The sequence below is a fragment of the Alcanivorax sp. MD8A genome (assembly GCF_002888555.1).
GTDB lineage: Bacteria > Pseudomonadota > Gammaproteobacteria > Pseudomonadales > Alcanivoracaceae > Alcanivorax.
This window is the reverse complement of sequence record NZ_AQOQ01000014.1, coordinates 31,952-44,933: the sequence shown is the minus strand read 5'-3', so window position 1 is coordinate 44,933 and position 12,982 is coordinate 31,952. Positions and strand designations below refer to the sequence as shown.

General features: G+C 59.3%; 12 protein-coding genes. 10 read left to right on the top strand and 2 right to left on the bottom strand.

The genetic code is table 11. From position 1 onward, the window contains the following. The first annotated feature begins 5 nt into the window (after positions 1-5). From lpxK to murB, 4 genes are all read left to right on the top strand, one after another. Complete coding sequence (lpxK, locus tag A15D_RS09295; RefSeq protein ID WP_102791703.1) at positions 6-986, top strand: tetraacyldisaccharide 4'-kinase; 981 nt, start codon at positions 6-8, stop codon at positions 984-986. Positions 987-1,149: 163 nt separating this feature from the next. Next, positions 1,150-1,905 carry a 3-deoxy-manno-octulosonate cytidylyltransferase gene (gene kdsB, locus A15D_RS09290; protein ID WP_199175836.1) on the top strand — a complete coding sequence of 252 codons (756 nt, stop codon included), beginning with the start codon at positions 1,150-1,152 and terminating at the stop codon, positions 1,903-1,905. Next, entirely contained in the window at positions 1,905-2,378 is a 474-nt protein-coding gene (locus A15D_RS09285; protein WP_102791701.1) for a low molecular weight protein-tyrosine-phosphatase, read from the top strand. Before kdsB ends, A15D_RS09285 begins: the two co-directional genes overlap by 1 nt. Next, a complete protein-coding gene (gene murB / locus A15D_RS09280; RefSeq protein WP_102791700.1) occupies positions 2,375-3,409 on the top strand; it encodes a UDP-N-acetylmuramate dehydrogenase in 1,035 nt (344 codons plus the stop codon). The genes A15D_RS09285 and murB overlap by 4 nt, the downstream gene beginning before the upstream one ends. A 102-nt stretch (positions 3,410-3,511) precedes the next feature. Here murB and rne read toward each other — a convergent pair whose 3' ends face one another. Further along, on the bottom strand, positions 3,512-6,643 hold the full coding sequence (rne, locus tag A15D_RS09275) for a ribonuclease E (protein WP_102791699.1): 3,132 nt from the start codon (positions 6,641-6,643) through the stop codon (positions 3,512-3,514). A gap of 754 nt (positions 6,644-7,397) precedes the next feature. Between rne and A15D_RS09270 the strand changes: the two genes are divergently transcribed. From A15D_RS09270 to sppA, 3 genes are read left to right on the top strand one after another with little or no spacing between them, the layout of a single operon-like run. Then, a complete protein-coding gene (locus A15D_RS09270; RefSeq protein WP_102791698.1) occupies positions 7,398-8,351 on the top strand; it encodes an RluA family pseudouridine synthase in 954 nt (317 codons plus the stop codon). Further along, a complete protein-coding gene (locus tag A15D_RS09265; protein WP_102791697.1) occupies positions 8,348-9,025 on the top strand; it encodes an HAD-IA family hydrolase in 678 nt (225 codons plus the stop codon). Before A15D_RS09270 ends, A15D_RS09265 begins: the two co-directional genes overlap by 4 nt. Continuing rightward, a complete protein-coding gene (gene sppA, locus A15D_RS09260) occupies positions 9,026-10,003 on the top strand; it encodes a signal peptide peptidase SppA (RefSeq protein WP_102791696.1) in 978 nt (325 codons plus the stop codon). Between the two features lie 126 nt (positions 10,004-10,129). Here sppA and A15D_RS09255 read toward each other — a convergent pair whose 3' ends face one another. Continuing rightward, positions 10,130-10,726 carry a nucleoside triphosphate pyrophosphatase gene (locus tag A15D_RS09255; RefSeq protein ID WP_102791695.1) on the bottom strand — a complete coding sequence of 199 codons (597 nt, stop codon included), beginning with the start codon at positions 10,724-10,726 and terminating at the stop codon, positions 10,130-10,132. Between the two features lie 220 nt (positions 10,727-10,946). Between A15D_RS09255 and A15D_RS09250 the strand changes: the two genes are divergently transcribed. The 3 genes from A15D_RS09250 to plsX all read left to right on the top strand — a co-directional run bounded on the left by A15D_RS09250 (position 10,947) and on the right by plsX (position 12,929). Then, a complete protein-coding gene (locus A15D_RS09250) occupies positions 10,947-11,462 on the top strand; it encodes a DUF177 domain-containing protein (protein WP_102791694.1) in 516 nt (171 codons plus the stop codon). A 33-nt stretch (positions 11,463-11,495) separates the two neighbouring features. Next, positions 11,496-11,687, top strand: a complete 192-nt coding sequence (rpmF, locus tag A15D_RS09245) for a 50S ribosomal protein L32 (RefSeq protein ID WP_022984168.1) — start codon at positions 11,496-11,498, stop codon at positions 11,685-11,687. Positions 11,688-11,900: 213 nt separating this feature from the next. Continuing rightward, entirely contained in the window at positions 11,901-12,929 is a 1,029-nt protein-coding gene (plsX, locus tag A15D_RS09240; RefSeq protein WP_102791693.1) for a phosphate acyltransferase PlsX, read from the top strand. Positions 12,930-12,982: the final 53 nt, after the last annotated feature.

Genomic DNA, 12,982 nt, shown 5'->3' with positions numbered 1-12,982 from the left:
TTGCCATGTCGGTGAGTGAGTGGATTCAGAAGGGCTGGTACAAGGGTAGCCCGTGGCTTGTGCCGTTGCGGCCCTTGTCCATGCTGGTGTCCATGGAAGCCGCGCGACGGCTGCGCCGGTTTCGCAAGGCGAAGCCCGTTCCGCCTGTGCCGGTGTTGGTGGTCGGCAATATTACTGTTGGCGGGACAGGCAAGACCCCGCTTGTTATCGCGCTGGTTCAGGCGGCAAAAGCCCGAGGGCTGACGGTGGTGGTCGTGTCGCGCGGCTACGGCGGCAAGACGAATCAGTACCCGGTGACGGTGGATGCCCAGAGTGCGGCACTGGACGTCGGGGACGAACCGGTCCTGATTGCTCGCCGCACCGGCGCTCCCGTCATTCTGGATCCTGATCGTCATAATGCGCTGCAGGTGGCCGTACGGGATCATCAGCCTGATCTGGTTATCAGTGATGATGGCTTGCAGCACTACGCCTTGCCTCGCAGTGTCGAGGTGGTGGTGGTGGACGGTCAGCGAGGCCTGGGTAATGGCCGTTGCTTGCCGGAAGGCCCGCTTCGTGAGCCTGCTTCGCGGCTCAAGGAGGTGGACTTTGTCATTAGCACCGGTGGTGGCTGGAGCGGTGCTCACCCGATGATCATGCGCCCGGATGGGGTCGAGAGTTTGCAGGGCGGGCACAGCCTGTCACCACAGGACTTTCTGCGTAGTCACCCCCAGGTTCATGCGGTTGCCGGTATCGGTAATCCCAAACGGTTCTTCAATCTGCTCAATATCCTGGGCCTGAATATTACCCCTCATGTGTTTGCGGACCATCACGCCTACCAACCGGCGGACCTGGCGTTCGCGGATGGCCTGCCTGTGCTGATGACCGAAAAAGATGCGGTCAAGTGCAAGGAGTTTGCCGAACCACATTGGTGGTTTCTGCCGGTGACGGCGAGCCTGCCGGATGGCCTTCTTGAGCAGATTCTGGACCGGGCGCTGGGGACAGATTAGGTACAAGCTACAAGCTACAACGCGGATCAGCCTGGGATTTTACCCTTGGCTCGAAGCCGCGAATGAGCGTTGATCGCGGCTGGGGCATTTCAGAATCACCAGGCCTGGCTTCGCGTTGTAGCTTGTAGCTTGTAGCTTGAGGTTTTTTTAAAAGAGGTTGTTCATGAGTTTTTATGTAGTGGTGCCGGCGCGATATGCGTCTACCCGTCTTCCTGGCAAGCCGCTGGCGGATCTGGCAGGCAAGCCCATGGTTGCCCGCGTTGCAGAGCGTTGTCTGACCAGTCAGGCGGACAAGGTTTATGTGGCGACCGATGATCAGCGAATTGCGGATGCGCTGGAAGGCCAGGTGCCGGTCGTCATGACCCGAACAGATCACCCCTCAGGGACAGACAGGCTGCAGGAAGTTGCCCAGCAGTTGGGCCTGAGTGACGACGATATCATCGTCAATGTGCAGGGCGATGAACCGCTGATTCCTGCCGCGGTGATTGATCAGGTTGCGACCAATCTGGCCAGCCATCCGGATTGTCAGATGGCGACCCTCTGTGAGCCTATTGAGCTGGCAGATGATGTGTTTAACCCGAATGTGGTCAAGGTGGTGTTCGACAGCAACGGGCGGGCGTTGTATTTCTCCCGTGCGCCGATTCCCTGGCATCGTGATGCCTTTGTACAAGGCGCCAGGGATATTCAGGGTGGCCAATGGTGGCGCCATATCGGCATCTACGCCTATCGGGTGAAATTCCTGCATCAATACGTCGCCTGGGAACCGGCAACGCTGGAGCGGCTGGAGTCTCTGGAGCAGCTGCGGGCGATGGCCAACGGGGTGGCCATTCATGTGGCGCCGTCGTGTGAGGCGGTACCTGGTGGCATTGATACCCCGGAAGATCTGGAACGCGTTCAGGCCATGCTGGAGAAGGGCTGATGTCCGTTTCTGTGTTGTTTGTGTGCCTCGGTAATATCTGCCGTTCTCCCACGGCGGACGTGGTGTTTCGCCAATACGTCCGTGATGCAGGGTTGGAAGAGCAAATTCGTATTGATAGCGCAGGTACCGGTGATTGGCATATTGGCCGCGCACCGGATCCACGTACCCAGGAGGCTGCGGCTCGTCGCGGTTATGACATGAGCAGCCTGCGGGCCCGGCAGGTCAGTCCGGCCGACTTTTACGCGTTTGATGTGGTGTTGGCGATGGATAATGCCAATCTGGCGGACCTGGAAGCCATGCGCCCATCGGATGCCAGCGGCATTCTGGCCCGTTTTCTTGATTACGCCACCGACAGTGCAGAGCGAGAAGTGCCGGATCCATATTATGGCGGTAACGATGGTTTCGATCAGGTATTGGACCTGGTTGAGGATGGAGCCCGGGGCCTGTTGGCATCGCTACAGGAGCGCTTGTGAGCGGGCTCGAACACAACGCTGACCTGCGCGCACTCAATACCCTTGGGCTACCGGCCAAAGCCCACCATCTGGCGCGTCCCGCCACTCTGGATGCGCTCAGGCAATTGCTTGCCGAGCGAGATTTGTCCCAGCCGGTTTTCGTGATTGGTGAGGGCAGCAATCTGGTGATCGATGGGGATTTGCCGGGGCTGACGCTGTCGCTTGCGATTGATGGCATGGTCAAGGTCAAAGAAGACGACTCCCATGTCTGGGTAGCAGCGGGTGCCGGGGTCCACTGGGATGATCTGGTAGCCTGGACCGTAGAGCAGGGTTGGCAGGGGCTGGAAAACCTGTCTTTGATTCCTGGTACCACAGGGGCCGCCCCGTTTCAGAATATTGGCGCCTATGGTGTTGAGCTGTCGCAGGTCCTGGAGCAGGTCACGGTGATGGAAATCGCCTCTGGCAAGGTGCTGCATTTTTCTGCCGCTGAGTGTGAGTTTGCTTACCGCGACAGCCGTTTCAAAAGCCGTGATCGTGGCCGCTATATCATCACTGGTATCGAGTTGCGTTTGAACCGGCAGCCTCGCTGTAATATCGACTATGCCCCGTTGCAGGCGTTTTTCGCGCAGCGGCCCGGGGTGGCGGTGACACCTGCTGCGGTACGAGAGCAGGTTATTGCTATCCGTAGTAGCAAACTTCCGGACCCGACGGTGCTGGCCAATGCCGGGAGTTTTTTCAAGAACCCGGTGGTGCCGGCGTCGCTGGCCGCGTCACTGCAGCAGCGTCATGAAAAGCTGGTGAGCTATCCTCAACCGGAAGGCGTGAAACTGGCGGCTGGCTGGTTGATTGAGCAAGCAGGTTGGAAAGGACGGCGTCTGGGGCCGGTGGGTATGCACAGCGAGCAGGCGTTGGTGCTGGTTAATCATGGCGGCGCGACCTGTGACGATGTGACGGCGCTGGCTGAGGCCGTTTGCCGGGATGTGAAAGCCCGGTTTGGGGTTGAGCTGGAGCAGGAACCCGTGAGGATGCCGGGGCCGACCGCTAACCGCTGATTGCTGTTCCTGATATGCCATCACGCCGCGGGCCGCAAAAGCCACCCGCCTGAAACAACAACGCCCCGCAATGCGGGGCGTTGTTGTTTCAGGAGATCACCTTCAGGAATCTGATGGGGTGCTCTCCTTGTTGCCGCTGTTATTCGCATCGGCTTCGGCCTTGGCGGCGGCTTCGGCCTGTTGCTGACGACGGCGCGCGCGCGGGTCGTTGGAAGCCATGCCTTGCTCGGCGGCAGCCGGTTTGGTTTCTGCTGCCACCGGCTTCACTTCCACTGCACGGCTGGGAAGCTCATTGCCGGTAGGAGCCGGCTTGGGCTTCTCCGCCCGTGGACGGGGAGTGTGCTGGCTGGGCTTGTAGTCCGGCGAGCGTGGATCGTTGCTGGCACGCACCTTTTCCGTCTTCTCAGCCTTTACACCGCTTGCCTCATTTGCCGGCGTAGATTCCTCGGCTTTCGGGGAAGCCGCCGGGGTTTCACGGTTCTCGCTTTGTGGTGCCTGAGGCGCTGGCGCATCGGCAGGCTTCGGTGCGTCAGACGGTGCCGCTTCAGAGGACGGCTTGGTGGCGGTAGCGTCAGCCTTGGGCGCGGCAGGTTTGGCGGGTTCTGCCGTTGTCTCGGGCTGTTGCTGTTGCGCGGGGGCAGCCTTCGGAGCCTGCTCTGCCTTGGCGTCAGCCGCCGGAGCCTGGGGTTTGGCGACAGGAGCCTGCTCCGGTTTGGCCGGGGCGGGTTTCTGCGCAGTCTCAGCAGCCTCCTTGGCGGCTGCAGGCGTCTGTTGCGGGTTACTGGCGGGTTCCTGCTCGGGAACCAGCTTGGCAGGCGGGTGCCCTTCAGCCGGTGCAGCCGTGTCCTCGGCCTGTGCACGGGGGGCCTGCTTTTGCTCCGGGCGCGGCGCGGCTTTGCTGGCTACGGCGCTGTCGTTTGCCTGCTCGGCGGCCGCAGCATCACTCGCGGGGGCCGTGTCTTTTTTGGCCGGGCGCTGACGCTCGCGCAGGGGGCGGTCATCCTTGGCTTCGTTGCGACGCGGTGCCTTGGGGCCCTTGTCGTTATTGCCTTCGGATTTGCTGCTGTCCTGCTGCTTGTTACGGTTACGTGGCTTGTTGCCTTCGGCCTTGTTGTTGTCGCCCTTGTCGCCGCGGTTGTCGTTATTGCGGTTACTGTTGCGATTGCGGCCACGGCGCTCGTTGTTGCCACCGTTGTTGTCGTTACCGTTCTCGTTGTTACGGTTGTCCGCGGTGTTGCGTTTGTTGTCGGACTGACGATTGTCCTTTCGGTTGTCGTCCTTGTCCTGCTGCTTGTTGTTGCGGCCACGGTTGTTGCGGTTACCGCTGTCGTCACCGCTTTTGTTGCCACGGTTGCCGCCCTTGCCGCCATCATCCTGGCGATTGCGGTTGTCATTGCGGCCGCCGCGGTTGTCGTTGCGGTTACGGGTGTTGCCACCCCGGTTACGGTTGTTTTGCTGGCCCTTGTTGCCCTTTTGCTGGGGCTTGCTGCTCTTGGGCTTTTTCTCCGGCTTGGGCTCGGCAGTGAAGACTTGTGCCAGCCAGGTGAAGAAACGTGCCAGCAGCCCAAGGTTCTGCACATTGGCAGAGGGGGCCGGGGCGGCGGCGGCGGGCTTTGGTGGCGGCGGGGCAGTATCCGGTGCCATCAATTTGACCGCAGGCTCCTGCGGCGGCTTGGCGGTGGCGTCCTGGGCATTGGGCACTTCACCGTCGTTGTTGTTTTCCAGCAGGTCCATTTCATGGCTCAGCTGGGTGACGACCTGATCGTCACGGATGCGTTCTACCTCGAAATGCGGGGTTTCCAAGTTCGGGTTGGGGATAATCACCACCCGTACCTTGTGGGCCTGCTCGATGGCGCGCAGCGGTTCGCGCTTCTCGTTGAGCAGGTAGGTAGCCACGGCGACAGGTACCTGAGCCTGGATTTCACCGGTGCGCTCTTTCATCACTTCTTCTTCGATGAGGCGCAGGATGCTCAGGGCAAGGGATTTCACATCACGGATATGGCCCTGTCCATCACAACGGGGGCACACGATGCTGGAGGTCTCGCCCAGGCTCGGACGCAGACGCTGGCGTGACAGCTCCAGCAGGCCAAAGCGGGAGATGCGGCCAAGCTGGATGCGGGCGCGGTCGGCTTCCAGTGCATCGCGCATGCGGTTTTCCACGTCGCGCTGGTTGCGCGACGGCCCCATGTCGATGAAGTCCACCACGATCAGGCCACCGATATCGCGCAGGCGCAGCTGGCGGGCGATTTCTTCCGCGGCTTCCAGGTTGGTCTGCAGGGCGGTTTCCTCGATATCCGCACCTTTGGTGGCGCGGGAGGAGTTGATGTCGATGGACACCAGTGCCTCGGTGGGATCGATGACGATGGAACCACCGGAGGGCAGCTTCACTTCCCGCTCAAAGGCGGTCTCGATCTGGGATTCGATCTGGAAGCGGGAAAACAACGGGGTTTCTTCGTTGTACAGCTTGATCTTGTGCTGGAAGTCCTGCATCACCTGCTGCACGAAGCCCTGGGCCTCGGCGAATACCTTCTCGGAGTCAATCAGCACTTCGCCGATGTCCTTGCGCAGGTAATCGCGAATGGCGCGGATGATGACATTGGATTCCTGATAGATCAGGAAGGGCGCCTTGCGTTCTTCTGCCGCGGAATCAATGGAGCTCCACAGCTTGAGCAGGTAGTTCAGGTCCCACTGGAGTTCCTCGGCGCTGCGGCCCAGGCCAGCAGTACGCACGATGACGCCCATTTCATCGGGGATGGTCAGGGCGCCCAGGGCTTCCTTGAGTTGAGCCCGCTCTTCGCCCTCAATACGGCGGGAAATGCCGCCAGCACGGGGGTTGTTGGGCATCAGGACCAGATAGCGGCCGGCCAGGCTGATAAAGGTGGTGAGGGCTGCGCCCTTGTTGCCGCGCTCTTCCTTGGAGACCTGGATAATGACTTCCTGGCCTTCCTTGATGACTTCCTTGATGTTGATGCGACCCTGAATATCTTTGGGGTCTTTCTGGAAGTACTGGCGGGAGATTTCCTTGAGAGGCAGAAAACCGTGTCGCTCGGCGCCGAAGTCTACAAAGGCCGCTTCGAGAGAGGGTTCTACCCGGGTGATTTTGCCTTTGTAGATGTTGGCTTTTTTCTGAACCCGAGTCCGGTGTTCGATATCCAGGTCATACAGCCGTTGGCCATCGACCAGTGCCACCCGTACCTCTTCAGGGTGAGTGGCGTTGATTAGCATACGTTTCATGGTGCTACCACACGTTAGTGGTGGCACTGGGCAGGGCCGGGGGCAAACCGGTAGCAGACCAGGGGGAGGGCTGCAGGCAAGTCACGGGCAGGGCGCACGCAGGGCGTGGATCTTCGCTTTCCTGGGTGATCAGTGTGCCTGAGTCAGCGTCTCTCCGAGTTATTGGCAATGTTTAGTGCGTAACGGTCACTGGCAGTGTGGCCAGGCGGTTTTACTTCTACGCGATTGCCGTGGCCTCGAGGTGGTATCTCACTCCCGGGCAGCACAACAATATGTAAACTCTTGTCTGTCTGTTTTCCAGGTCATTCGACCGGCGCTGCAGGCCACCATTGTTAATGTTCAGGGTCCATACCTTGGACGCTGTTTTAAATGGGTTACTCTGCAGCGTTGTACCCGGCACTGTTTACCTTGTGGGGACAGTGGCGGGTGGTAACGCTTTGCCAGACCTGATCGGGCGGGGCCCATGTCGTTCGCGGCTGTGCCGGAGCGGGCCACACGGCGAATGTTCGCTGCGCGTCGCCGTTGCCTTCTATTCAGGTCGACGCTTGACTATAGCAACAAAAGGCTAGGGGGATCAATCGGTTGTGGCAGTGAACAGTGAATAGTGGATAGTCTCGGGTGGTGGAGCGGGTTCTGACTGGCTGTGCCCGCGTCAGAGGGTTGTTGGGTTATGCTTGGCTTTGTCTTTATTTGTTTTAGCTATTAGCCCACTGTTAACTATTCACTATATGCGGCTTTCTATAGAATCGCCGCCATGTCAGACGATACCCCCGCAGCGAACCGTGTCAGCTTTGTGACCATCGACGATGGCCGGCACGGACAGCGCCTTGATAATTTCCTGTTCACCCACCTGAAAGGGGTGCCCAAATCCCGTATCTATCGGATTATTCGCTCCGGTGAGGTGCGGGTGAACAAGGGACGAGCCAAGCAAACGACCCGGTTAGCCACTGGGGATGTGGTGCGCATTCCACCGATTCGTACCAGTGAATCCGATGCTCCGCCCAAGGTCAGTGACGGCCTGACCGAGCGCCTGTCACGGGCCTGTGTCCATGAAGATCCCCATTTGTTCATCTTCAACAAGCCCGCGGGTTTGGCGGTGCATGGGGGCAGTGGGGTCAGCCTGGGCTTGATCGAGGCGTTACGGGTGATCTACCCCGACGAGAAGGAGCTTGAGCTGGTGCACCGGCTGGACCGCGACACCAGCGGCCTGATCATGGTGGCCAGACGTCGCTCTTTCTTGCGCAAACTGCAGCGGCTGATGCAGGCCGGGCAGGTGGAAAAACGCTACTGGCTGATCTGCCAAGGTTATAAGGGCAAGGAGCGTACGATCGAGGCGCCCTTGTTGAAGATGCAGAATGGCAATGAACGTATCGTGCGGGTGTCTCGTGAGGGTAAGCCGTCGGTGACGCATTTTCGCATGATCGAGCGGCTCAAAGACGCCCAGTTGGTCGAGGCGACCCTGGAGACGGGGCGTACCCACCAGATTCGGGTGCATAGCCAGTTTGGCGGCTTCCCGCTGCTGGGGGACGACAAATACGGTATCGACAAGGGCGCCCAACTGCTGGATGCCCTGGGGCACAAGCGTTTGTGTCTGCATGCCCGAACGCTGGTGTTCCCGCACCCGGACACCGGAAAGACCCTGAGTGTCACGGCGCCGCTGGATGAGGACTTTGAGGCTATTCTGGCTGCATTGCGGGGGAATCAATGAAATACGATCTGGTGATTTTCGACTGGGATGGCACGGTGATGGACTCTACCGGTCGGATTGTCAGTTGCATGCATGCGGCGGCCCGGGACCTGGCGCTGCCCGCGTTGGCTGATGATCAGGTGTGCGGCATTATCGGGTTGGGTTTGCCAGAGGCGATCGCCAGCTTGTATCCGGTGCTGGATGCGGCCGGCGTAGAGCTGATGCGAGACCGTTATGCCTTTCACTTTATTGAGGCCGAGTCGACGCCCAGCGCCCTGTATCCCGGTGCGGAAGAGGTGTTGGCCCAGCTACGCGGGCAGGGGCTAAAACTGGCCGTCGCCACGGGCAAGAGTCGTAAGGGCTTGCAGCGGGTGTGGGGCAATACCGGCTTGGACCGGTACTTTCATGCCTCACGCTGTGCCGATGAAAGCGGCTCGAAACCGCAGCCCCATATGGTGCTGGAACTGCTGGACGAGCTGGCAGTTGCGCCTGAACGGGCGGTGGTCGTCGGGGATACCTCTTTTGATCTCGACATGGCCCGCAATGCCGGCGTTGACCGCATAGCGGTCAGTTATGGCGCTCATCCGCTGGACAGGCTGTTGCCTTGTGAGCCGCTGGCGGTGATTGATAGATTGAACGACTTGCTGCCGCTGGTGGGTTTGGCGGCGAATGAACTGGTCACGGAGACGGTATAGATGGAAAACGATAACGCCCCGCAGCGTCCTGCCAATGAGCGTGAGTGGAAGCTGATTGAAAAGCTGCTCGGTCAGGCCCAGGACGAGCACCGGAAATCCCGACGTTGGGGTATCTTCTTCAAGGCGCTGACTTTTGTGTATCTGTTTGCGGTACTGGTAATGGTGCTGCCGGGCAAGACCAGCAATACCATGGCGGTGGCCGAAGAGCATGTGGCCATCGTTGATGTTTCCGGGGTGATTGCCCCGGATCAGGATGCCAGCGCTGATCTGATTGTCAGTGGTCTGACCCGAGCCTTTGAGGCAGAAAACAGCAAGGCGGTGGTGCTCAAGATCAATAGTCCAGGCGGCTCCCCCGTGCAGTCCAACCAGGTCTATAACGCCATCAAGCGTCTGCGCGATGAGTATCCGGACAAGAAGCTGTATGCCGCTATCACGGATGTGGGCGCGTCCGGGGCTTATTATATTGCGTCTGCCGCGGACGAGATTTATGCCGACCCTGCCAGTATTGTTGGTTCCATTGGTGTGATCATGGCCGGTTTTGGTCTGCAGGAAGCGGCAGAGAAGCTGGGCGTCGAGCGCCGGGTACTGACGGCCGGAGACAACAAGGCGATCATGGATCCCTTCTCGCCGGTCAAACCCCGTGACCGTCAGCACATGCAAACCATGCTTGGCGAGATCCACCAGCAGTTTATTACTGCCGTCAAGAATGGGCGTGGCGATCGTCTGAAGGTGGATGAGTATCCGGACATGTTCTCCGGATTGTTCTGGACCGGTGAGCGGGCGCAGAAAATGGGGCTGGTGGATGGGCTCAAGAGCCCTGGAGATGTGGCGCGGGATGTTGTGGGTCTGGATGAAGCCGTGAATTACAGCGCCAGCCGCTCTCCCTTTGAGGAATTCATGCGCAAGTTCGGTGTGTCCATCGGTGAGGGACTGGGCAGTCAGCTGGGCCTGGATGCTGTGGTGCCGAGCATTCGGTGAGGCAGCTGCGAGCCGGGAGCTTTCAGCTACGAGGAAAAGCAAAAATCCGGGGTGTCGGATTTTTGCTTTTAAGGGGTGCGCTTTAGTGTGGTCAGGTCACCATTCTGCAAGCTCACAGCTCACAGCTCACAGCTCAGGCGGTAGCTGAATTCCTTCCGCCGCCAGAAATTCCGTCAAGGTAATCAAAGGCAACCCGATCAGGCTGTTGGGGTCTCGCCCCTCCAGTGCCTTGAACAGCACAATCCCCAGCCCTTCTGACTTGAAGCTGCCGGCGCAGTTGAGCGGTTGTTCCAGCGCCACATAACGGGTGATCTGCTCGGGTTTCAGGGTACGAAATTGTACATTGAAGGGCTCACAGGCGACCTGGGTACGCCCGGTGGCGGTATTGAGCAGGCACAGTCCAGTAAGAAAGGTCACCTGCTGGCCGCTGGCGGCAGTCAGTTGCTCAATGGCTTTTTCTTCGGTGCCGGGCTTGCCCAGCACTTGCTCGCCTAATACGGCCACCTGATCCGAACCGATAATCAGGGTGTCCGGGTGTTGGGCGGCCAGAGCGGCGGCTTTTTCTTTCGCCAGTCGCATCACCAGCTCGGTGGGGCTTTCGCCGGGACGGCGGGTTTCGTCGATGTCTGGACTTTGATGAATAAAATCCAGCCGCAACTTGCCCAGCAGTTCACGGCGGAATGGCGAGGATGAGGCGAGCAACAGGGTAGGGGTGTCTGTCATGGGGATCTCCACTTCTGGCGGGCACGAGTGTAGTGATTTTCCGCTGCGGGAAGAAGGTTTGCGGCAGGGGATTTGGGGTAAAATCCCCGCTGACGGGCAAAAAATGTGCATTTTGCTCGCTGACTTTTTTCCGTTTTGGAAAAAGTCTTTTTAGTTCAAATGGTTAGCTTCCGAGATTAACTTTGACAGGCGGGCCTCTCGGCCCTAGAATTGCGCGCTTATGTTTTCAGGGCAACTGCCACAGTTCCTCGATCCCCGCAAATACGCGGATCAGGGTCGCATTGTTGAAGGTCAACTCACCGTTGCGGACCTGCCTCGCCTGCAGGATTACCATGACAGTCTTGACCAGCCGGTGAATATTTCGCTGGCATTCGGCCGTGATGAAGAGGGGCATCGGCGTATTGAGGGCGAGGTCAGCACGATACTGGTGCTGCCATGTCAGCGCTGCCTGGAGCCGGTGACTTGCGACATCAAGGCCAGTATCAACGTGGCACTGGTGTGGAGCGAGGATCAGGCCAAGGCACTGCCGGAGCGACTTGATCCCTGGCTGGTTGGCGAAGAACCCATGGTTCTCACCGACCTGCTCGAGGAAGAACTGTTGCTGGCCATGCCGTTGGTGGCACTGCATGACCCTTGCCCGACAGCTTTGCCGCAAGACAGCGGCAAACCTGAGAAACAGGAAAACGCGGATAATCCTTTTGCCGTGCTGGCCAAGCTTAAAGGTCAAGGCAAGTAAATTCAGGCTGATTCAACGCCCGAGGAGCTCGAAATGGCTGTTCAACAGAACCGTAAAACCCGTTCCAAGCGCGGCATGCGCCGCTCTCACGATGCGCTGACCTCTTCTGCGCTGACTGAAGACACCAACACTGGTGAAGTGCATCGTCGTCACCACATCTCTCCGGATGGCATGTACCGTGGCCGTCAGGTGATTCGTCAGGTTGAGACCGACGACGAAGAATAAGTGGTAACGCAAAACGGGGGCTAAGGCTCCCGTTTTGTTATTGGCCGCAGGTGCCCGTCAGGGTGCCCACAAAATCCTCCTTCGGGAGGATTTTTTGTAAGCGGATACAAGGAAGCCTGTTTCCCGGCCGCTTTTTTGTCAGAATGGCGGCCAGTTGATAACTGGCCGCAAGGCCGGGCTATTTGAACGAATATCTTATAAAGGAAGCAGCCCATGTCGGTTGTGACGTTGGCGGTGGATGCCATGGGGGGCGATCATGGTTTGTCCGTGACTGTTCCCGCCGTGGCGAAAATGCTTTCCCGCCATGCTCATCTCAATATCATCCTGGTGGGGCAGGCTGAGCCGCTGGCTGAGGCGGTGCAAAAGGCGGGATTGTCTGGCCATGCCCGCCTGGAGATCCAGCCTGCTACGGAAGTGGTGGCCATGGATGATCCCGTGGCAGTGGCCTTGCGCCAGAAGAAAGATTCCTCCATGCGGGTCGCCATCAATATGGTCAAGGAAGGACGAGCCCAGGCGGCAGTCAGTGCCGGCAACACCGGCGCCCTGATGGCGGTCAGTCGTTTTGTTCTCAAGACCTTGCCCGGCGTGGATCGCCCGGCGATCTGTACCGCCATTCCTACCGCCACAGGCCATTGCCATATGCTGGATCTGGGCGCCAATGTGGATTCCGAGCCGGAGCACCTGATGCAGTTTGCCTTGATGGGGCAGGCGCTGGTGCGGGCGGTGGATGGCGTCAGCCAGCCCAGCGTCGCATTACTGAACATTGGCGAGGAAGACATCAAGGGCAACGAGCAGATCAAGGAGGCCGCCGCCCTGTTGAAAGCTGCCCCGGACATGAACTACGTGGGGTTTGTCGAAGGGAACGGCATCTTCGCCGGTGAGGCCGATGTGGTGGTCTGCGATGGTTTCGTGGGTAATGTGTCCCTCAAGACCATGGAAGGCGTGGCCAAGATGATCGGCAACATGATCCGCGAGGAAATTGGCCATTCCTGGTTGCGCAAGCTGAGTGGATTGCTCGCCTTACCGGTACTCAGCGGCCTCAAAAAACGTATGGACCCGGATCGCTATAACGGGGCCAGCCTGGTAGGGCTGCGCGGTATCGTCGTGAAAAGCCACGGTGGTACCTCCGAGCAGGGGTTTCTCAGTGCGCTGGAGGTGGCTGAAGTGGAAGCACGCCGCAATGTACCGGCGCTGATCAGCGATGCCCTTGCGCCCGCCGCTACGGCCGGGCAAGACCACTGATTTCATTCATACTTTGTTGCAGCGTGGCCCGGACAGCACCGACGAAACCGGGC

What these genes read in the sequence shown, in the direction of transcription:
- lpxK (WP_102791703.1), top strand. Translation starts at nt 6, where the DNA reads ATGTCGGTGAGTGAGTGGATTCAGAAGGGCTGGTACAAGGGTAGCCCG.
- kdsB (WP_199175836.1), top strand. Translation starts at nt 1,150, where the DNA reads ATGAGTTTTTATGTAGTGGTGCCGGCGCGATATGCGTCTACCCGTCTT.
- A15D_RS09285 (WP_102791701.1), top strand. Translation starts at nt 1,905, where the DNA reads ATGTCCGTTTCTGTGTTGTTTGTGTGCCTCGGTAATATCTGCCGTTCT.
- rne (WP_102791699.1), bottom strand. Translation starts at nt 6,643, where the DNA reads ATGAAACGTATGCTAATCAACGCCACTCACCCTGAAGAGGTACGGGTG.
- A15D_RS09270 (WP_102791698.1), top strand. Translation starts at nt 7,398, where the DNA reads ATGTCAGACGATACCCCCGCAGCGAACCGTGTCAGCTTTGTGACCATC.
- A15D_RS09265 (WP_102791697.1), top strand. Translation starts at nt 8,348, where the DNA reads ATGAAATACGATCTGGTGATTTTCGACTGGGATGGCACGGTGATGGAC.
- sppA (WP_102791696.1), top strand. Translation starts at nt 9,026, where the DNA reads ATGGAAAACGATAACGCCCCGCAGCGTCCTGCCAATGAGCGTGAGTGG.
- A15D_RS09255 (WP_102791695.1), bottom strand. Translation starts at nt 10,726, where the DNA reads ATGACAGACACCCCTACCCTGTTGCTCGCCTCATCCTCGCCATTCCGC.
- A15D_RS09250 (WP_102791694.1), top strand. Translation starts at nt 10,947, where the DNA reads ATGTTTTCAGGGCAACTGCCACAGTTCCTCGATCCCCGCAAATACGCG.
- rpmF (WP_022984168.1), top strand. Translation starts at nt 11,496, where the DNA reads ATGGCTGTTCAACAGAACCGTAAAACCCGTTCCAAGCGCGGCATGCGC.
- plsX (WP_102791693.1), top strand. Translation starts at nt 11,901, where the DNA reads ATGTCGGTTGTGACGTTGGCGGTGGATGCCATGGGGGGCGATCATGGT.